We start from the raw sequence: 15,138 nt of genomic DNA on the forward strand, positions 1-15,138 counted from the left end.
TACTACTTCTCCTTTTTTACTTTTACCTTCATTACAACAGTATGCCCTACTTTTACCGCCCCTTCTGCCTTATAAGTTATATCAGTTCGTTCCGTGTTAGTAATAATAACTGGTGTGATAATAGGTTTACCTAATGCTTTTACTCTCTCTAGATCTATTTCGAGCAGAATATCTCCCTTATTAACAATTGTACCTACTTCTACTATTCTTTTAAAACCATCCCCTTTTAATTCTACCGTATCTATACCAACGTGTATAAGTATCTCAAGACCTAAGTCTGTCTCAATACCTACAGCATGATTTGTAGAAGCTATTTGTACGACTTTGCCATCGCAAGGTGCTTTTACTATACCGCTTGCAGGCTCTATAGCTATGCCATCTCCTACCATTTTCTGTGCAAAAAGTGTATCTGGGACTTCTTCAATACGTTTTATAGTTCCTTCAATAGGTGCATATAAATCGATTATCTTGTAATTTCTAAAAAAATCAAACATTGTTGTCATTCTCCTGCCTTAGTTGTTTAGTATATAGATTTCACATTTTAAAGTTTATATGTTGTTTCTCTATAGGGGCAGAAAAAACAGTCTGCCCCTAAAAATAAAACCATTAGATTATAATTGCTTTTTAATCTCATCTGCTATAAGTTCTGCTTTGGTTCCTACAATAACTTGTATATTTTGGCTGTTTGGTCTCATGATACCAGAAGCTCCTAGCGCTTTCATATCTTTTTCTTCTACTATTTTAGAATCTTTAAGTGTTAGACGCAGTCTTGTAATACAAGCATCTACTTCTTTAATATTATCCTTTCCACCAAGTTTACTTATATACAGCGTCGCAAGCTCTGCCATTCCTTTTTGTGAAACTAATTTTACAAGTTCTTCTGTTTCTTCATCATTTTCACGTCCCGGTGTAGGAATATCGAATTTTTTGATAAAGAATATAAACATAAAGAAATAAGCTGCTCCAATAGCAAGCCCTAATGGTATAATCCATAAGCCATTTGTTGAAAGTCCCATATTTAGTCCATAATCAATAGCTCCTGCTGAAAATGTGAACCCGTGTCTAACTCCTAACAAGCTAGTTACTGCAAGTGCTACACCAGATAAAAGCGCATGAATTGCATAAAGCACGGGTGCTAAGAACATAAACATAAACTCAAGTGGTTCTGTAACCCCTGTTAAAAATGCTGTAAAAGCTACTGAGAATAATGCACCACCTACGGCTGCCTTATTTTCTCTTTTAGCACATACATACATAGCAAGTGCTGCCGCTGGAAGACCAAACATCATAACTGGGAACCAACCTGCCATATAAATACCTGCTGTTGGATCTAAAAGACCTTCTGCTGGATTTTGTGCAAAGTACCGGCCCAAGTCTCCTGTTGCACCATTAAATTCTCCCAGTTGAAACCAAAATATGTTATTAAGTACATGATGTAAGCCTGTAGGAATAAGTAAACGGTTTAAGAAGCCAAATACAAACTCTCCTACTCCCCCACTGTTTGCAGACCAATTACCTACTACTGCAAGAAGATTTTGTATAGGCGGCCATATATATCCTAAAACACCGCCGATTATCAGTGATGCCCCACCTGTTACGATAGGTACAAAACGTCTACCACCAAAGAAGCCTAAAAAGTCTGGTAGCTTAGCAGATTTAAACTTATTGTATAACATCCCCGCTACTATACCTGCTATAATTCCCCCAAACGCCTGTAATTTAATAACAGGATTAATTGTTGTAGCTGTCGTATTTAATATAAAATAACCTACTGCCCCAGCAAGTCCTGCTGCTCCATTGGAATCATTAGCAAGACCAACAGCAATACCTATAGCAAAAAGTAGTGCCAAATTATCAAAAATAGCCCCTCCTGCAGCTGCCATAAAAGGAATGTTAAATACATCTGGCTGCCCTAACCGTAGTAATAGTCCCGCAATCGGTAATACTGCTACTGGAAGCATTAAAGCCTTCCCCAACTTTTGCAACTTACTAAACATACTATTCATTCATATTCCCCCTCATTATGTTTTATAAAATCTATGTATATAAAAAGTTAACATGGCTATAGAAGCTGAACAAGCTTTTCTATTTCTATAGCCAAGAAACTTACTATATCCCCGGAAAAACGAATACCTATTTCCTTTTCTATTAAATCTGCTATCTTTAAAGCTGCTTTATAACTTTCTCCCATTTTAAGAGATATGTAATGTTTAATGGGCATATGCATTTTTTTATGTTCACCCGCTGCCCACATGAGTGTTCTAAGGGCTCTTAAAAACTCCTTACTGACTGAACTATCCAGATAAACCTTGCAATTATATGTACTCTCAATAATCATGATACATTCTTTATATAGTCTTGTCTTTTTCATAGTTTCTTTAACAGTCTTATTTACTTTTGCCGAATAAAGGTGAAGTGTTATAAACCCCTTCTCTTCCTCTCCTATTGCAATACCTAAATTTTCTTCAATAAGTTTTGCTGCTATTTCTGCTATTTCATATTCATCAGGATAAAGTGACATAATTTCATTAATAAAAGGGTTCTCTATAACAAGACCCATATTTAATCTTTCTATGGCAAAATCAATATGTTCAATAAGTGCTTTAGCCGTATTTGCATTGAGTATTCCTATTTTAGATTCTGCGATAGAGATAATTTGTCTAATAACATTTTCTATTTCTTTCTTTCTTTTTTTAAGGGAATATACATCTAAGTTTTCTGCTTGGGTCTCAATACCATAAAATACTTTATCTATGCCCTCATCATTTTGAAGTTTATCCCCTTTTCTTTTACCAAAGCCTATTCCCTTGCTAAGCAAAATAACTTCCTCTGTATCTTGTTTTGCTAACACAACATTATTGTTATATACTTTTAACACTTCATATTCCATATTTTCCCCCAGAACCTCTTGGCTAATTGCTTTAATAGATTCCCTTGCATTTACTCTCATCTATTGAGCCTTGTCTTGTTATTAGAATGCTTCTATGATCTCTTTCATTGCTAAGGCAGCTTCTTTTTCATCTGCACCTTCAACTATAAGTTTAATCGTTTCTCCTTGTTTTACATTAAGTGCCATAACATTTAATATTCTTTTTGCATCTGCTGTCTGACCTTCTTTTTCTATTTTTATTGTAGAAGAAAAAGTTACTGCTTTTTTTACTAGTTGACTTGCAGGTCTTGCATGAATTCCTGTTTCATTCTTGACTGTAATTACAACCTGTTCCATTTAATACCTCCTCTAATCCATCTAAAATACGCCGACAAAAAAGGCATAAACAATTACCATAAGTCTTGCTTAGTGGTAAAGTTTATGCCTGATCTAATCAGTAACACACTTTATATTCCGTTAATTTTATTATATAATTTGTATAGTTTTTTGTCAACATCTAAATTTTTATAATTATTTTGCACAAAATTCACCAGGATGTTAACTCATTAACACCTATAGTAATTAATGAAAATCCTATCACCTATAATAACTTTCAGAATTTATGCCTTATAGTAATTGATCAAACAACCTGCTAAGATAATATTTCTCTCATCATCTGTTAAATCTGATAAGGTAAGTGTAAATTCAGTTATAGTATCTGAAATAACATAAGCCTTGATAGCTGATATTTTCTCTTCAACAGCTTGTTTAATATGCGGTACGAAAATATAATCGCCATTCTTAAACTTTAATTCTTCATCTAAAGTAAAGGGTACCATACCCCAGTTAATAAGATTTGAACGATATCTCTTTGTTGCATATTCTTTAGCAATATTTGCCCATCCGCCAAGTACCTTTTGACAAGATGCCGCTTGTTCACGAGCTGATCCATCCCCTGGCTTAACAGCATAAATCACGCTGCCTATCCCTGTTGTTTTTGCATCAATTGAACTAAATCCATCTAGCCCTTTAATACTGTCAAACACTGCTTTAACTTCTTCATTTACCTCAATTGGATCTTGTCCTTCAAGTCTTGCAAACTCAACCTTTTGTATTTCTTTTGCTCTTCCTACATAGCCTGGATCACGGCGTGATAATGTAAACTCTGCCAGTCTAAGAGGATTTGAACGGTAGCTTGAAGTTTCTCCTGATGGAATAAGTTCATCTGTTGTTGTAACTGCATCATGTATTTCTGCTGCGACTTTTAATACAATATGATCTGTTAAATTAGACATTTTTGGCCAGTCAGTAATATTAGGACCAAACTTAAGCTCTGCTTCTGTGTCAGCTTTACCTACACCATTATAACAACGGGTTTCATAGATTTTGCTGTTAAAGTAATACTTAGGTTTTGTATAATCTGCATCGATATCTGCTGCTGATGTGAGGTAGCCGCCATTTATAGAAGTGGCAGCAATACTGCGTGCATCCATAAGTGCAACAGATGCAATTTGTCCATCACTAGGTTTAGATCCTTCACGGTTAAAGAAGTTTCTTGTAGAGTGCCTGATACTTAGTGAGTTATTTGGTGGTACATCCCCAGCTCCAAAACATGGTCCACAGAATGCTGTTCTAATCGTCGCTCCTGATGCCATCAGTTTTGCAATCGAACCATTTTCAACAAGACTCATATAAGTTGGCTGACTTGATGGATAAACACTTAGTGCATACTCATCAAAACCAATAGACTGCCCATTTAAAATGTCCGCAGCGTCACAAATGTTATCAAAAGTTCCTCCTGCACAACCTGCAATAACCCCTTGTTGTACGAGAAGTCTGCCGTTTTTAATTTTATCTCTTAAAGTAAAGTTAACTTTAGCCTTTGCAAGCTGTGCTTTGGCTTCTTCTTCAACAGTACCTAATATATCATAAAGATTTGCATTTAACTCTTCTATTGTATACGTATTGCTTGGGTGGAATGGCAGTGCAATCATAGGTTTAATCTGAGATAAATCTACATAGATTACCCCATCATAATAAGCTACTTTGCCTGGTTTCAGCGCTTTATACGCTTCTTTTCTGCCATGTGCTTCAAAATATTCCCCTACCTTAGCATCTGTTTCCCATATAGATGAAAGACAAGTTGTTTCTGTTGTCATAACGTCGATACCATTTCTATACTCAACATTAAGTGCTAAGATACCATCTCCAACGAATTCCATTACTTTATTTTTTACATAGCCATTTTTAAATACTTCGCCAATAATAGCAAGCGCAACGTCCTGTGGCCCTACGCCTTTTTGTACCTTCCCTGTAAGGTACACGGCTACAACGCCCGGACGATTAACATCATACGTTTTAGATAAAAGCTGCTTAGCAAGCTCTCCGCCGCCTTCTCCTATAGCCATTGTCCCAAGTGCGCCATATCTTGTATGACTATCTGATCCTAAGATCATCTTGCCGCATCCACTCATCATCTCACGCATATATTGATGAATAACTGCCATATGTGCTGGTACATAAATCCCGCCATACTTTTTAGCTGCTGAAAGTCCAAACATATGATCATCTTCATTAATTGTTCCGCCTACTGCACAAAGACTGTTATGACAGTTAGTAAGCACATAAGGTATTGGAAACTCAGTAAGGCCACTGGCTCTAGCCGTCTGCACAATGCCTACATAAGTTATATCGTGAGATGCCATAGCATCAAATTTGATCTTAAGCTTGTCCATATCTTCTGATGTATTATGAGCTTCTAAAATACTATAAGCTATTGTATTTTTTACTGCTTCATCTTTTGATGGTACACTTTCACCTAATTTTTGTTTAAGTACCTTCGGAGCATCTAAGCTGTCTGGAATAAGTTCTCTTCCATCAACAAGGTAAGCTCCTCCTTCAAATAATTTAATCACTCTTTATTCCTCCTTCAAATATATATTAAATAATTTATTTAAACTAAAGCATTCTTGGCGTGATTCGTTATAACATACCTTTTGATTATAACATAATTTTTGATTTTGTCCTATATCTGACTTGCAATTTCCTGAAATATACTGAATAATTATTAATTGTGCTGATTAAATATTAAGACTTTGCTTCACGTCCGCCAAGGGGGAGGATAGCTATCTTTCTCCGCTCCGTCACATGTATCCAAGTCGCGTCTAAAGATACTATCCTCCCCCTCGGCTATTTGTAGATGCGTTATGATTTTTTAAGAAAACTTCTATACTATAGATTGATTTTATACTAATAGCTCAAATTTAAAACTAAGTGACTTGAGCTTATAATATTGTTATACTTAAGTAAAAGAAGAAACTTCTTACCTTGAGTATAACTTAGCCTTTCTGCTTAAGAAGTTATATGTAAAATCGTGAGGTGTCATATGCTTGAGTTAATACCTGTATGCAATGAAAACATGCACTACTATTCTGATTTTAAAAAATACTACGATGACTATTTAAAAGACTACCAATCTAGGATTCATCCCCACAACTATAATGAGTATAGTGATCTAATAAGCAAAGGTTTATTATCTTGGAAATATATTGTGTATAACAAACAATATGTCGGAAGCATATGGTTAGAAAAAGAAACACATGAAATGTCTGCTATTCTGGGAATATTTATATGTAATCCAATCTATAGAAATCTAGGCGTTGGACAAAAAATTATTCCTCAATTTATAAACGAAAGCAGAAAGACAATGGATTTTACCAAAGTTGAGCTCCACGTAAGATCAAATAACACAAGAGCTTTAAATTGTTATCGCAAGTGTGGTTTTATAGAAACAAAATGTTATGTTAATAACAAAGGTATTCCAGTAATACAGATGTACTATAATAACTCTATTTCTTGCTAATAAAGGTTAAAATACCTATTTTTTTACGTTTTTGCAAAGGGAGATTGATATGGAAACAAAAAGAGCTTATTACCTAGATCATTTAAAGATTTTCTTAACTGTACTTGTAATTGTGCATCATGTAGGGCAGGCCTATGGTCCAACAGGAGGATTTTGGCAATATAAAAGCAGCTTAAATGAAAGCGCCCAATGGCTAGGAAGTTTTTTTGCTGTTAATGCATCTTTTTTTATGGGTTTATTTTTTATGCTATCCGGCTATTTTATACCGGCTTCTTATGACAGAAAAGGTTTTAAATTATTCATAAATGATAAAATATATCGGCTAGGTATTCCTACGTTATTTGCAGCTTTTGTTATTATTCCTTGTCAAATGTATTTCTACTATAGTCTTTACAGCGGCAATGCTGCTATGCATTTTTTTCAGTACTACCTACAGATTTATTTAGGTATAGGCGGTCAACCTGTAGGATTTATCTCAAGTATAGGCTGGCCTGAACTTAACTTTGGTCATGCATGGTTTATAGAGCAGCTACTCGTTTATAGCATTGTATATGCTGTCATTAGAAAAATTTTGCCTATAAAAGCATATTGGACTGCAAAAAAAGCATTTAACATGCTTCACATACTCATCTTGGCATTATGCATTGCTCTAGGCACTTTATTCGTACGCATGTTTTATCCTATCGATACTTGGATTGGCATACTTGGTTTTATCCAAGCAGAACCTGCACATCTGCCTCAGTATGTCATCTTATTTCTAGTAGGCATTTATGCCTTCAGGAACGATTTATTTATACAATGTAATAAAAAAACAGGCTATCTTGCATTGACATTAGGCTTAAGCATGGCAGCAGTTATTTATTGCATGCCTTTACTACCTCATTCCATCACCGCTGCCCTATATGCAGGCTGGGCATGGTATGAATCTTTTATGGCTGTTTTTATATCCTGGGGATTAATAGTTTTCTTTAGAGAAAAAACAAATAAAAGTTCTATCCTATTAAAAAAACTGTCAGAAAGCTCCTTTATTGCTTACATTCTACATTATCCCATAGTACTAACGATTCAATATAGCTTGGACAAAATTAATTTAGGAAGTGCTACAGCTAAATTTCTAACAGTAAGCATAATCTCAGTTCTTATTACTTATAGCATAAGCTTTCTCATAAAAATCCAAATGAAAAATCTACTTTCTATAAAAAACACTACCTCTATAAAAGATCCCGTTTGACATCAAACTTCTAATAACTCTGTTTGAAATGTTAAGTTTAGTTGACAAACTTCCATTTTTGCTTGATAGAAAAGGTTTTGCTGCTCAGTCAGCTTTACAACGTAAGTTATGATTATCTTATTAGTGGAAGTCCTATTAGTGGAGATGTTACTAGTGTAGAATAAACATCATTATAGGCATAAAAGAAGAGCATAGTCCCCAAATACTTCTTAAGTATATCGACATACCAAGAGGAATTTGCTGACTATGCTCTTTTCTTTTTATTCTTAATAAAACACTCTTAGAACGCCTGAGCAGTTATAAGTAAATTTACAAAACCTAGCGAGGGCAGGGATAATTTTCGCCGCGACTCGGGTTTGGCTGTGGGTAGGCGGGAGCGGAGAAAATTATCCCTGCCCTCGCGGACCTTTTACAACCGCTTTACTTCCAACCTATAGCTTATAAATATACTTCAATATCCCCTTAGGCATCTCAATATTAGACCTACTATATCTAACTCTCTCTAAGAAGTCTAATACCTTCTCAGCCTTAATATCCATATTAAATAAAGTAAATAACCTAAGCTCTAAAAGCGTAAGATAAATATCCTGCTCTTTTTCCCATTGTTCAAAGGTCAAAATATTTCTATATAATGCATCTATTACAATATTCATGATCCTTATAATCTGTTCTACTACGTTGTCATATAAAAGTTCTACTGAATTAACTTGTATAAAAATATTCACAAATTGAATCATCAACGTATCTAAAATACATTGCGTCTCTTCCATAGTAAAATTAGAGCTCAATCTATTAGATGCAATCTTACAATATATCTTTTCAATATAATACTGGATATAGTTCTCAAAATCCTCAACATTATTATCTAGTTCTATCTCAAAAAGCACTCTAAAAAACAAGCTCCATTGAAATTGGTCATTAATACACTCTTTAATATGACTACCAAGGAGACTCGTACATTCATTTTGAAAAATCGGCTCTCTTTCAAATACTATTTGCTCTTTAAAATCAATCTTACTTTGATCTATCTTTCTTAACCTCTCAAATCCCAAGATCAAGTTATTACTATAATTTTCTATATCATTGCCAAGAGCATGTCTAAATACGTATTTAACGATTGCTTCACAAGACTTTCTAAAATCTACTAATACCCCTATACTATCTTTAATACGGACTGCAAAAATATCATAAATGATTTTTGAAAGCAGATTCTCCAACTGCTCTTCTTTTTTATCCAAAGAAGTCGTATCTCCCATATCAAATTGATTTGAAATAAGTAGAAGTTGCTGATCAATAGTTGTTAAACTGTTTTTAATAGCCTTCATAATATCTTTGTAGAAAGCATCAGCTATTACATAATTATAGTTTTTATAAATTATTTTATGCTCAATCTCGCTCCAAAAAATATTTACCAATGACTTAATTTGAATTTCAAAATTAATGGGTCTTTGGCCCCCCCAATATTTTCCATCAATCCGATACATCTTTATACCATTTTTTTGTTCTTTTGGCTGCTTACTTCCTAAATCAAGCATAATATTAGGATTACAAGCACTATAGTAATAATCTTCGATATCTTCTACCTTTTCATTAAAATATTTCTTTAGAAACTTATAAATTTCTGTTTCATCCTGAATAAATCTGCACTCTAATCTTAACCCTATAATATCTGGAATGTTATCAAATAATTTTTCTTTAGTATCATATTTTTGATAATAATCATTTCTAATAATTTTTTCTTTCAAACTTTTTTTAGACTTCACTCTAGAATTTATGTTGATATAACCCTTATTGGCAGTATATAAAAGTTCTTCAAAAAAGACTTCTAACTCCTTACTCACTTGATCTAAGCTTTCTTTTCTGTCTTCGAGTGAACTTAATATCTCTTCTATAAAAGCAAATAGCTTTAGTTCCATATATTATTCTTGTCCTCCTTACCCCTTACTTCTCTATCTCTATCTGGTACGCATCTTTTTAAGTATAGCACACAATTGCGAAGATATGATATAGCTTTATCAACTATACTATCACGGTTTGTACACACAAAAAAAAGACCTCAACTTAATAGGTCTTTTTTTCTCATCTATTCTGTAACTTTAAATCCTGCAATTCTTGCAATTTCCAATATAGTCTTTTTAGATATTTTTTTACCTTTATAATCTATAAGATCTTCCATACTGCCGTTAAAAATATCCGCTGGCTCATATTTTTTAAGTATAATTCTATCTTCATCTACAAAGATCTCTAAAGCATCTTTTTCGTTAATGTCTAAATTTCTCCTTAATTCGATAGGTAATACCACACGCCCTAATTCATCTACTTTCCTTACAACACCTGTTGATTTCACTAATATCCTCTCCCTTTTAACTATTTCTCTCAATTTTTTCCACCCAACAATAATTATAAAGTACCATAATTAGCAATAAAAGTCAATTATCTTATGACATCTTTTTAGACTTTTTGAAAAAATCATGCTATTTTATTATATAATATTTGTCGAATAATGAAATTGTGCAAGTTTTTTATAATTTTATTGTAGAAAATTATGTTTTTTAACATATATGCCCTTTTTTTGAATTTACATTTTTGTTATTCATTTCCATGCCTTAATAGTAGTACTGATACGCCTTTTGTTATGAAAATGAAAAGGAAACTTACTATATACTTCTTTAATTATGCTTTATATCAAATAAAAAGCGTACATGTTATGAAGTTTTGCGCATATATTTATAAAGACAACCCTTACTGTTTCTTCTATTATAATTGAAAACTCAGTATATGCTTTTGCGCTCACTATATATAGAGATACAACATATATACTTGATTTACTCATTACAATAATGTTGTTGCTCAGAGTGATTTCAAATTAATAACATAGTGAATAAGTTAAACTTTAGAATATGAAATCTATAAACACTTATTTTACAAGGAGGCCTTTATGTTAAATTACTTATGGAGTTTTATGGTTATCTTTTCTATATTGATTTCAGGTTTTAAAGGTGGTATGCAAGAAGTAACCACTGCAGCACTGACCTCATCCCAAGATGCTGTTCAGTTGTGTATAAAAATGGGAGGCATCGTTGCCCTATGGATGGGGATTATGCGTATTGCAGAAAAAGCAAAGTTGATAGATGCACTTGCACGGAAGATGACACCACTGCTAGACTTCTTATTTCCAGAAGTTCCCAAAGAACATGCTGCCAGAAAATACATAGCAACAAATCTTATCGCTAACTTTTTAGGCCTTGGCTGGGCTGCGACTCCCCCAGGACTTAAGGCAATGATAGAACTTCAAAAACTTAATAAAACAAAACATCTTGCAAGTCATTCTATGTGTATGTTCTTAATTATAAACATCTCCTCTGTACAGCTTATCTCTATTAACATGATCTCTTATAGAGCTTCTTATGGTTCATCTAATCCCACTGAAATTATCGCCCCTTGTATTATGGCCACACTAATTTCTACCCTAACAGCTATTTCTTTTGCAAAAATTATGTACAGAAAGGAAAGATAAAAATGATATTCTTTGTTTGGTTATCTGACTGGATTATTCCAATTATTATAGCAGGCATTGTCATTTATGGCCTTTTAAAAAACGTTAATGTATATGAAGCTTTTATTGAGGGCGCAGCTGATGGTTTAAAGGTCGTTATAGATATACTGCCAACCCTTATCGGCCTTATGATGGCAGTGGGCATGCTTAGAAGTTCTGGGGCATTAGGTGGGATTTCCAATCTCATTAAACCTCTGATTGGCTGGTCTAATTTTCCAAGCGAGGTTGTCCCCATTGCACTGATGAGAACCTTTTCATCATCAGCTGCAACAGGTCTTATCCTAGATACCTTTAAAACTTATGGCCCGGATTCTTTTATTGGCAGACTTGTCTCTGTTATGTTTGGCTGTACGGAAACTATATTTTATACGCTGTCTGTCTACTTTATGGCTGTTAAAATCAAGAATACGCGATATACTCTAGCTGGAGCTCTCCTAGCAACTTTTGCTGGCATCATTGCTTCTTATTATCTAGCTTTATGGATTTTTGGAATATAATGTATTCCTTTTTTTATAAAAGTGTTATAATAAGATTAATTAAGTTTTGAGGAGAAATAACGATGCTAAAGAAAATAAAATCTTTAATATTTGGTCCTTCTGACGTTTATAATGATGAAATCTGGTATCATAAAAATGGAAAAGTGATGTATGAAGGAAGCATTAAAGGTGCTAACTTTCATGGTCTTGGAAAATATTATAATGAATCAGGGAAGCTTTGTTATGAGGGCTCTTTTGTAATGGGTGCACCACACGGGCAAGGCAAATGCTATCTAGATAACGACGCTATTTATGAAGGAGAATTCTATAAAGGCGAAAGAACAGGACTAGGCACATGTCATTGGGCAGATGGTTCATACTATACTGGTCGCTTTACAAACGGTTATATGGAAGGCAAAGGTAAACTCCATACTGCAGACGGCACTGTTTATGAAGGTACTTTCCTTAAAGACCGTATGCAAGGAGCTGGTACAGCTTCTTATGCAAATGGTGATAAATATGAAGGTGAGTTCCGTGACGGCGCTGAAACAGGAATAGGTAAATTATACATAGAAGATGGTAAATATGAGGGAGAAATAGTTGCCGGCGTCCCCCATGGTAAAGGAGCCTTTACCTGGCCTAATGGAACTGTCTACAGAGGAGACTTTGTCGATGGGATTATGACTGGAAAAGGCATGATTACCTATCCCAATGGTCATAAATATATTGGAGAATTTAAAAATGGCTTAAAACATGGACAAGGTACTTATCAAAATGAGTTTGGCGAACAGTACGAGTGTACCTTTGATGAGGATATACTTGTAACTAAATAAGCTTAAATACGTGACGAATAAAAAAATAACAAATTATGGTTTTTCACTGGATAAATTATGTAAATATGTGTATAATAAATATATCGTCCTTAATACTATAGTTAGGCATGCTAGATGTTAGGGTCCGAGGTAGAAGATAGCTTCTACCTCTATTTTTTTGTATAAATTTTAAAGATATCTTTTCTATTTTTTATATAGAAGATAATGCAATATATTAAAAACACTAAACTTAATACGCCATATAGCGGATATAAAAATTCTACAAGCCTTGCAAACCCAATCATGGAAAAGGGTGCTGCAATAGCTACTACAACAAAGATAGCAATATGATATTTAATCTGGAATTTATTTTCCATAAAATGTGACAGGCTGTATATGTTAGAAACCTGTGAAGAAAACATCTCTAGCCACATAACTCCTAGGATCCCTATTTGCAGCAGTTTGCTGATATTAGTAGCTACTGCCAGAAGTGGCATCTCATACATCTTAGGGTGAAAAGGATTTACCAGCATTAAGAATGTAATATATACACTAATGATAGTAAGTACAACACTTCCTACAATGATACCTTTTTCAATATCTTTCGGTTTTCTAAGTTCTGCTGTTAAAGGAACGAGTACGCCTATAATCGTCAATATATTAAAACTTACATAGACCATAGTAGATATAAACAGATTACTTTTTTGTCTGGGCATCATAAACATATAAGAATAAGTGATCTGTTCTGGGTTTTGAATGATATATGTAAAAAAAACTGCTGACATAATGAGAATAAGTGTTGGAACAACGATGCTGTTAACTTCAAATAAGCCTTCCGTATTTCTTAGCAGGAACAAGCTGCTTATCACAATCATTGCTATAAACCCCATCCATTTAGGCGCTCCAAAATACTGATTAATAATTGCGCCGCTTCCAGCTAATATAATAGAAGTACTGCTTAATAGGAATAATGTCAGAACTATATTTATAAACTGTGCTACTGGCTTCGGGCATATAAGATCTACAAACTCATTATACGACCTTACACTACTCAAGGTAGTAATCGCTATAATAATTTTGCCAAATACAATATAAAGCAGTCCACATAATATTAATCCTAAAAATCCAGTTATACCATAAGTTGCAAAAAATTGATTGAGTTCTCTTCCCGAGCAAACTCCAGCGCCAACAATACTCCCAATAAAAATAGTGGCTATTTGTAATATTAAAATTATTTTTTTCATATCATCCTCCCACTCTAAGCTTATCCTTATAGTATATATATTCCTATAGAATATAAATATGCCTTTAATAATCTAAGGGCAGGTTAACTCATATTATGACATCTCGTCCAGAGATTAACTATGAAAATTTTGTCGAGGTTTGTATAAAAAGTAATAGCATTTCTTGTCTATCTGCATATTATAAAAGTAGAGTAGCGCTGCTCAATTTCAAATATTGAAAGGGGATTTATATGGGAGATCGTAGAAGAGATTTTGATTTTGATGATGTAGCTGGTATTTTTGATGGACGCAGACGTAGACGCCGCCGCAGAGTTGATGACGATGTATGTGAAAGCTGTCTTGAATTTGTAAAAGATGTTGAAGATGCACTCGACGATTTTTATGATAGGATCAAAGATGACAAACATTGCTGTAAATGCTGCTGCTGTCATAGCAGTCGCAACTATTGGGGAAGATAACTTTTAGAATATAAAAGAAATCTAAAGTAACAAGTCTCAATAGTAGATGTGGATAGCCCCTGGGGAAGGCACTTAAGACTTGCCACTACAAAGTATTGGCCATCAATGATCTCGTAGTGGCAGTCGTCAGTGCATTTAGATGTTTTAGTAAATAATAAGTTAACAAGTTATCTATTCTCTTTATATAGTGCATATACTATATAAGGAGGTGATTTTATGAGTTCTATTTTAAAAATTTCAGAAGTTACTCAAAACATTTCTGCTACCTCTGACTCTTGTATTAAAGCTCAAATTAAAATAACAAATACCTCAAACGCTTATATTAATAATTTAAAACTCATTATTAAGCCAAAGGAGATTCCTATATTAGAACAGTGTATTATAAGACAAAGAGGTGCCCTGTCATTTGATACAGCTTTTGATCAGCTCGATGTCGGCAATCTCGCGCCAGATGAAACTGCTTATTTTGAGTATGCTTTTAAACCCGCAAAAGACATCTGCTCATTATCAAGTCAGATCATTATTCGGTATACCCCTGAATATTCCAACATGGAAATAATGGCAAATGTTACAGATCTTCTAGATTCTGAATAATTATAAAAAAATGCTAACAATTTTGTTAGCATTTTT

At 33.9% G+C, this 15,138-nt stretch carries 15 protein-coding genes; 7 read left to right on the forward strand and 8 right to left on the reverse strand.

Annotation, left to right across the window (positions count from 1 at the left end):
- Positions 1 to 2 precede the first annotated feature (2 nt).
- The 5 genes from BN3326_RS09420 to BN3326_RS09440 form a co-directional block, all read right to left on the reverse strand.
- Positions 3 to 494, reverse strand: a complete 492-nt coding sequence (locus tag BN3326_RS09420) for a PTS sugar transporter subunit IIA (protein WP_242875977.1) — start codon at positions 492 to 494, stop codon at positions 3 to 5.
- Between the two features lie 117 nt (positions 495 to 611).
- Entirely contained in the window at positions 612 to 2,006 is a 1,395-nt protein-coding gene (gene nagE, locus BN3326_RS09425) for an N-acetylglucosamine-specific PTS transporter subunit IIBC (protein ID WP_069998941.1), read from the reverse strand.
- A gap of 56 nt (positions 2,007 to 2,062) precedes the next feature.
- The gene (locus BN3326_RS09430; RefSeq protein ID WP_171903806.1) at positions 2,063 to 2,890 is read right to left on the reverse strand and encodes a PRD domain-containing protein; all 828 of its coding nucleotides are present in this window, start codon (positions 2,888 to 2,890) and stop codon (positions 2,063 to 2,065) included.
- A gap of 81 nt (positions 2,891 to 2,971) precedes the next feature.
- Positions 2,972 to 3,226 (reverse strand): HPr family phosphocarrier protein, encoded by a 255-nt coding sequence (locus BN3326_RS09435; RefSeq protein WP_069998943.1) that lies wholly within the window; start codon positions 3,224 to 3,226, stop codon positions 2,972 to 2,974.
- A gap of 263 nt (positions 3,227 to 3,489) precedes the next feature.
- Positions 3,490 to 5,784, reverse strand: coding sequence for a hydratase (locus BN3326_RS09440; RefSeq protein ID WP_069998944.1), 2,295 nt, complete (start codon positions 5,782 to 5,784; stop codon positions 3,490 to 3,492).
- A gap of 470 nt (positions 5,785 to 6,254) precedes the next feature.
- Between BN3326_RS09440 and BN3326_RS09445 the strand changes: the two genes are divergently transcribed.
- Positions 6,255 to 6,731: a GNAT family N-acetyltransferase gene (locus BN3326_RS09445; protein WP_069998945.1), complete on the forward strand. Its 477-nt coding sequence runs from the start codon at positions 6,255 to 6,257 to the stop codon at positions 6,729 to 6,731.
- Positions 6,732 to 6,780: 49 nt separating this feature from the next.
- Positions 6,781 to 7,962 (forward strand): acyltransferase family protein, encoded by a 1,182-nt coding sequence (locus BN3326_RS09450; RefSeq protein WP_069998946.1) that lies wholly within the window; start codon positions 6,781 to 6,783, stop codon positions 7,960 to 7,962.
- 431 nt (positions 7,963 to 8,393) lie between these two features.
- On the opposite strand, the gene BN3326_RS09455 is transcribed toward BN3326_RS09450, so the two are convergent.
- On the reverse strand, positions 8,394 to 9,878 hold the full coding sequence (locus tag BN3326_RS09455) for a GTP pyrophosphokinase (protein WP_069998947.1): 1,485 nt from the start codon (positions 9,876 to 9,878) through the stop codon (positions 8,394 to 8,396).
- Between the two features lie 167 nt (positions 9,879 to 10,045).
- Positions 10,046 to 10,309, reverse strand: coding sequence for an AbrB/MazE/SpoVT family DNA-binding domain-containing protein (locus BN3326_RS09460; protein ID WP_069998948.1), 264 nt, complete (start codon positions 10,307 to 10,309; stop codon positions 10,046 to 10,048).
- Between the two features lie 591 nt (positions 10,310 to 10,900).
- On the opposite strand from BN3326_RS09460, the gene BN3326_RS09465 reads away from it, so the two are divergent.
- The 3 genes from BN3326_RS09465 (at position 10,901) to BN3326_RS09475 (ending at position 12,827) form a co-directional block, all read left to right on the forward strand.
- The gene (locus tag BN3326_RS09465) at positions 10,901 to 11,479 is read left to right on the forward strand and encodes a nucleoside recognition domain-containing protein (RefSeq protein ID WP_069998949.1); all 579 of its coding nucleotides are present in this window, start codon (positions 10,901 to 10,903) and stop codon (positions 11,477 to 11,479) included.
- A 2-nt stretch (positions 11,480 to 11,481) separates the two neighbouring features.
- The gene (locus BN3326_RS09470) at positions 11,482 to 12,015 is read left to right on the forward strand and encodes a spore maturation protein (protein WP_069998950.1); all 534 of its coding nucleotides are present in this window, start codon (positions 11,482 to 11,484) and stop codon (positions 12,013 to 12,015) included.
- 62 nt (positions 12,016 to 12,077) lie between these two features.
- Positions 12,078 to 12,827 carry an MORN repeat-containing protein gene (locus BN3326_RS09475; RefSeq protein ID WP_069998951.1) on the forward strand — a complete coding sequence of 250 codons (750 nt, stop codon included), beginning with the start codon at positions 12,078 to 12,080 and terminating at the stop codon, positions 12,825 to 12,827.
- Positions 12,828 to 12,976: 149 nt separating this feature from the next.
- On the opposite strand, the gene BN3326_RS09480 is transcribed toward BN3326_RS09475, so the two are convergent.
- Positions 12,977 to 14,050 (reverse strand): YkvI family membrane protein, encoded by a 1,074-nt coding sequence (locus BN3326_RS09480; RefSeq protein WP_069998952.1) that lies wholly within the window; start codon positions 14,048 to 14,050, stop codon positions 12,977 to 12,979.
- Between the two features lie 230 nt (positions 14,051 to 14,280).
- Here BN3326_RS09480 and BN3326_RS09485 point away from each other — a divergent pair, with 230 nt between their 5' ends.
- Both BN3326_RS09485 and BN3326_RS09490 read left to right on the forward strand, forming a co-directional pair.
- The gene (locus BN3326_RS09485; protein ID WP_069998953.1) at positions 14,281 to 14,508 is read left to right on the forward strand and encodes a hypothetical protein; all 228 of its coding nucleotides are present in this window, start codon (positions 14,281 to 14,283) and stop codon (positions 14,506 to 14,508) included.
- 216 nt (positions 14,509 to 14,724) lie between these two features.
- Positions 14,725 to 15,102 carry a COG1361 family protein gene (locus BN3326_RS09490; protein WP_069998954.1) on the forward strand — a complete coding sequence of 126 codons (378 nt, stop codon included), beginning with the start codon at positions 14,725 to 14,727 and terminating at the stop codon, positions 15,100 to 15,102.
- Positions 15,103 to 15,138 lie beyond the last annotated feature (36 nt).

It is taken from the genome of Cellulosilyticum sp. I15G10I2, from assembly GCF_900095725.1.
Lineage (GTDB): Bacteria > Bacillota > Clostridia > Lachnospirales > Cellulosilyticaceae > FMMP01.

Bases quoted from the DNA above. Each gene is read 5' to 3' on its own strand.
- BN3326_RS09420 (WP_242875977.1), bottom strand. From the start codon at position 494: ATGTTTGATTTTTTTAGAAATTACAAGATAATCGATTTATATGCACCT.
- nagE (WP_069998941.1), bottom strand. From the start codon at position 2,006: ATGAATAGTATGTTTAGTAAGTTGCAAAAGTTGGGGAAGGCTTTAATG.
- BN3326_RS09430 (WP_171903806.1), bottom strand. From the start codon at position 2,890: ATGGAATATGAAGTGTTAAAAGTATATAACAATAATGTTGTGTTAGCA.
- BN3326_RS09435 (WP_069998943.1), bottom strand. From the start codon at position 3,226: ATGGAACAGGTTGTAATTACAGTCAAGAATGAAACAGGAATTCATGCA.
- BN3326_RS09445 (WP_069998945.1), top strand. From the start codon at position 6,255: ATGCTTGAGTTAATACCTGTATGCAATGAAAACATGCACTACTATTCT.
- BN3326_RS09450 (WP_069998946.1), top strand. From the start codon at position 6,781: ATGGAAACAAAAAGAGCTTATTACCTAGATCATTTAAAGATTTTCTTA.
- BN3326_RS09455 (WP_069998947.1), bottom strand. From the start codon at position 9,878: ATGGAACTAAAGCTATTTGCTTTTATAGAAGAGATATTAAGTTCACTC.
- BN3326_RS09465 (WP_069998949.1), top strand. From the start codon at position 10,901: ATGTTAAATTACTTATGGAGTTTTATGGTTATCTTTTCTATATTGATT.
- BN3326_RS09470 (WP_069998950.1), top strand. From the start codon at position 11,482: ATGATATTCTTTGTTTGGTTATCTGACTGGATTATTCCAATTATTATA.
- BN3326_RS09475 (WP_069998951.1), top strand. From the start codon at position 12,078: ATGCTAAAGAAAATAAAATCTTTAATATTTGGTCCTTCTGACGTTTAT.
- BN3326_RS09480 (WP_069998952.1), bottom strand. From the start codon at position 14,050: ATGAAAAAAATAATTTTAATATTACAAATAGCCACTATTTTTATTGGG.
- BN3326_RS09485 (WP_069998953.1), top strand. From the start codon at position 14,281: ATGGGAGATCGTAGAAGAGATTTTGATTTTGATGATGTAGCTGGTATT.
- BN3326_RS09490 (WP_069998954.1), top strand. From the start codon at position 14,725: ATGAGTTCTATTTTAAAAATTTCAGAAGTTACTCAAAACATTTCTGCT.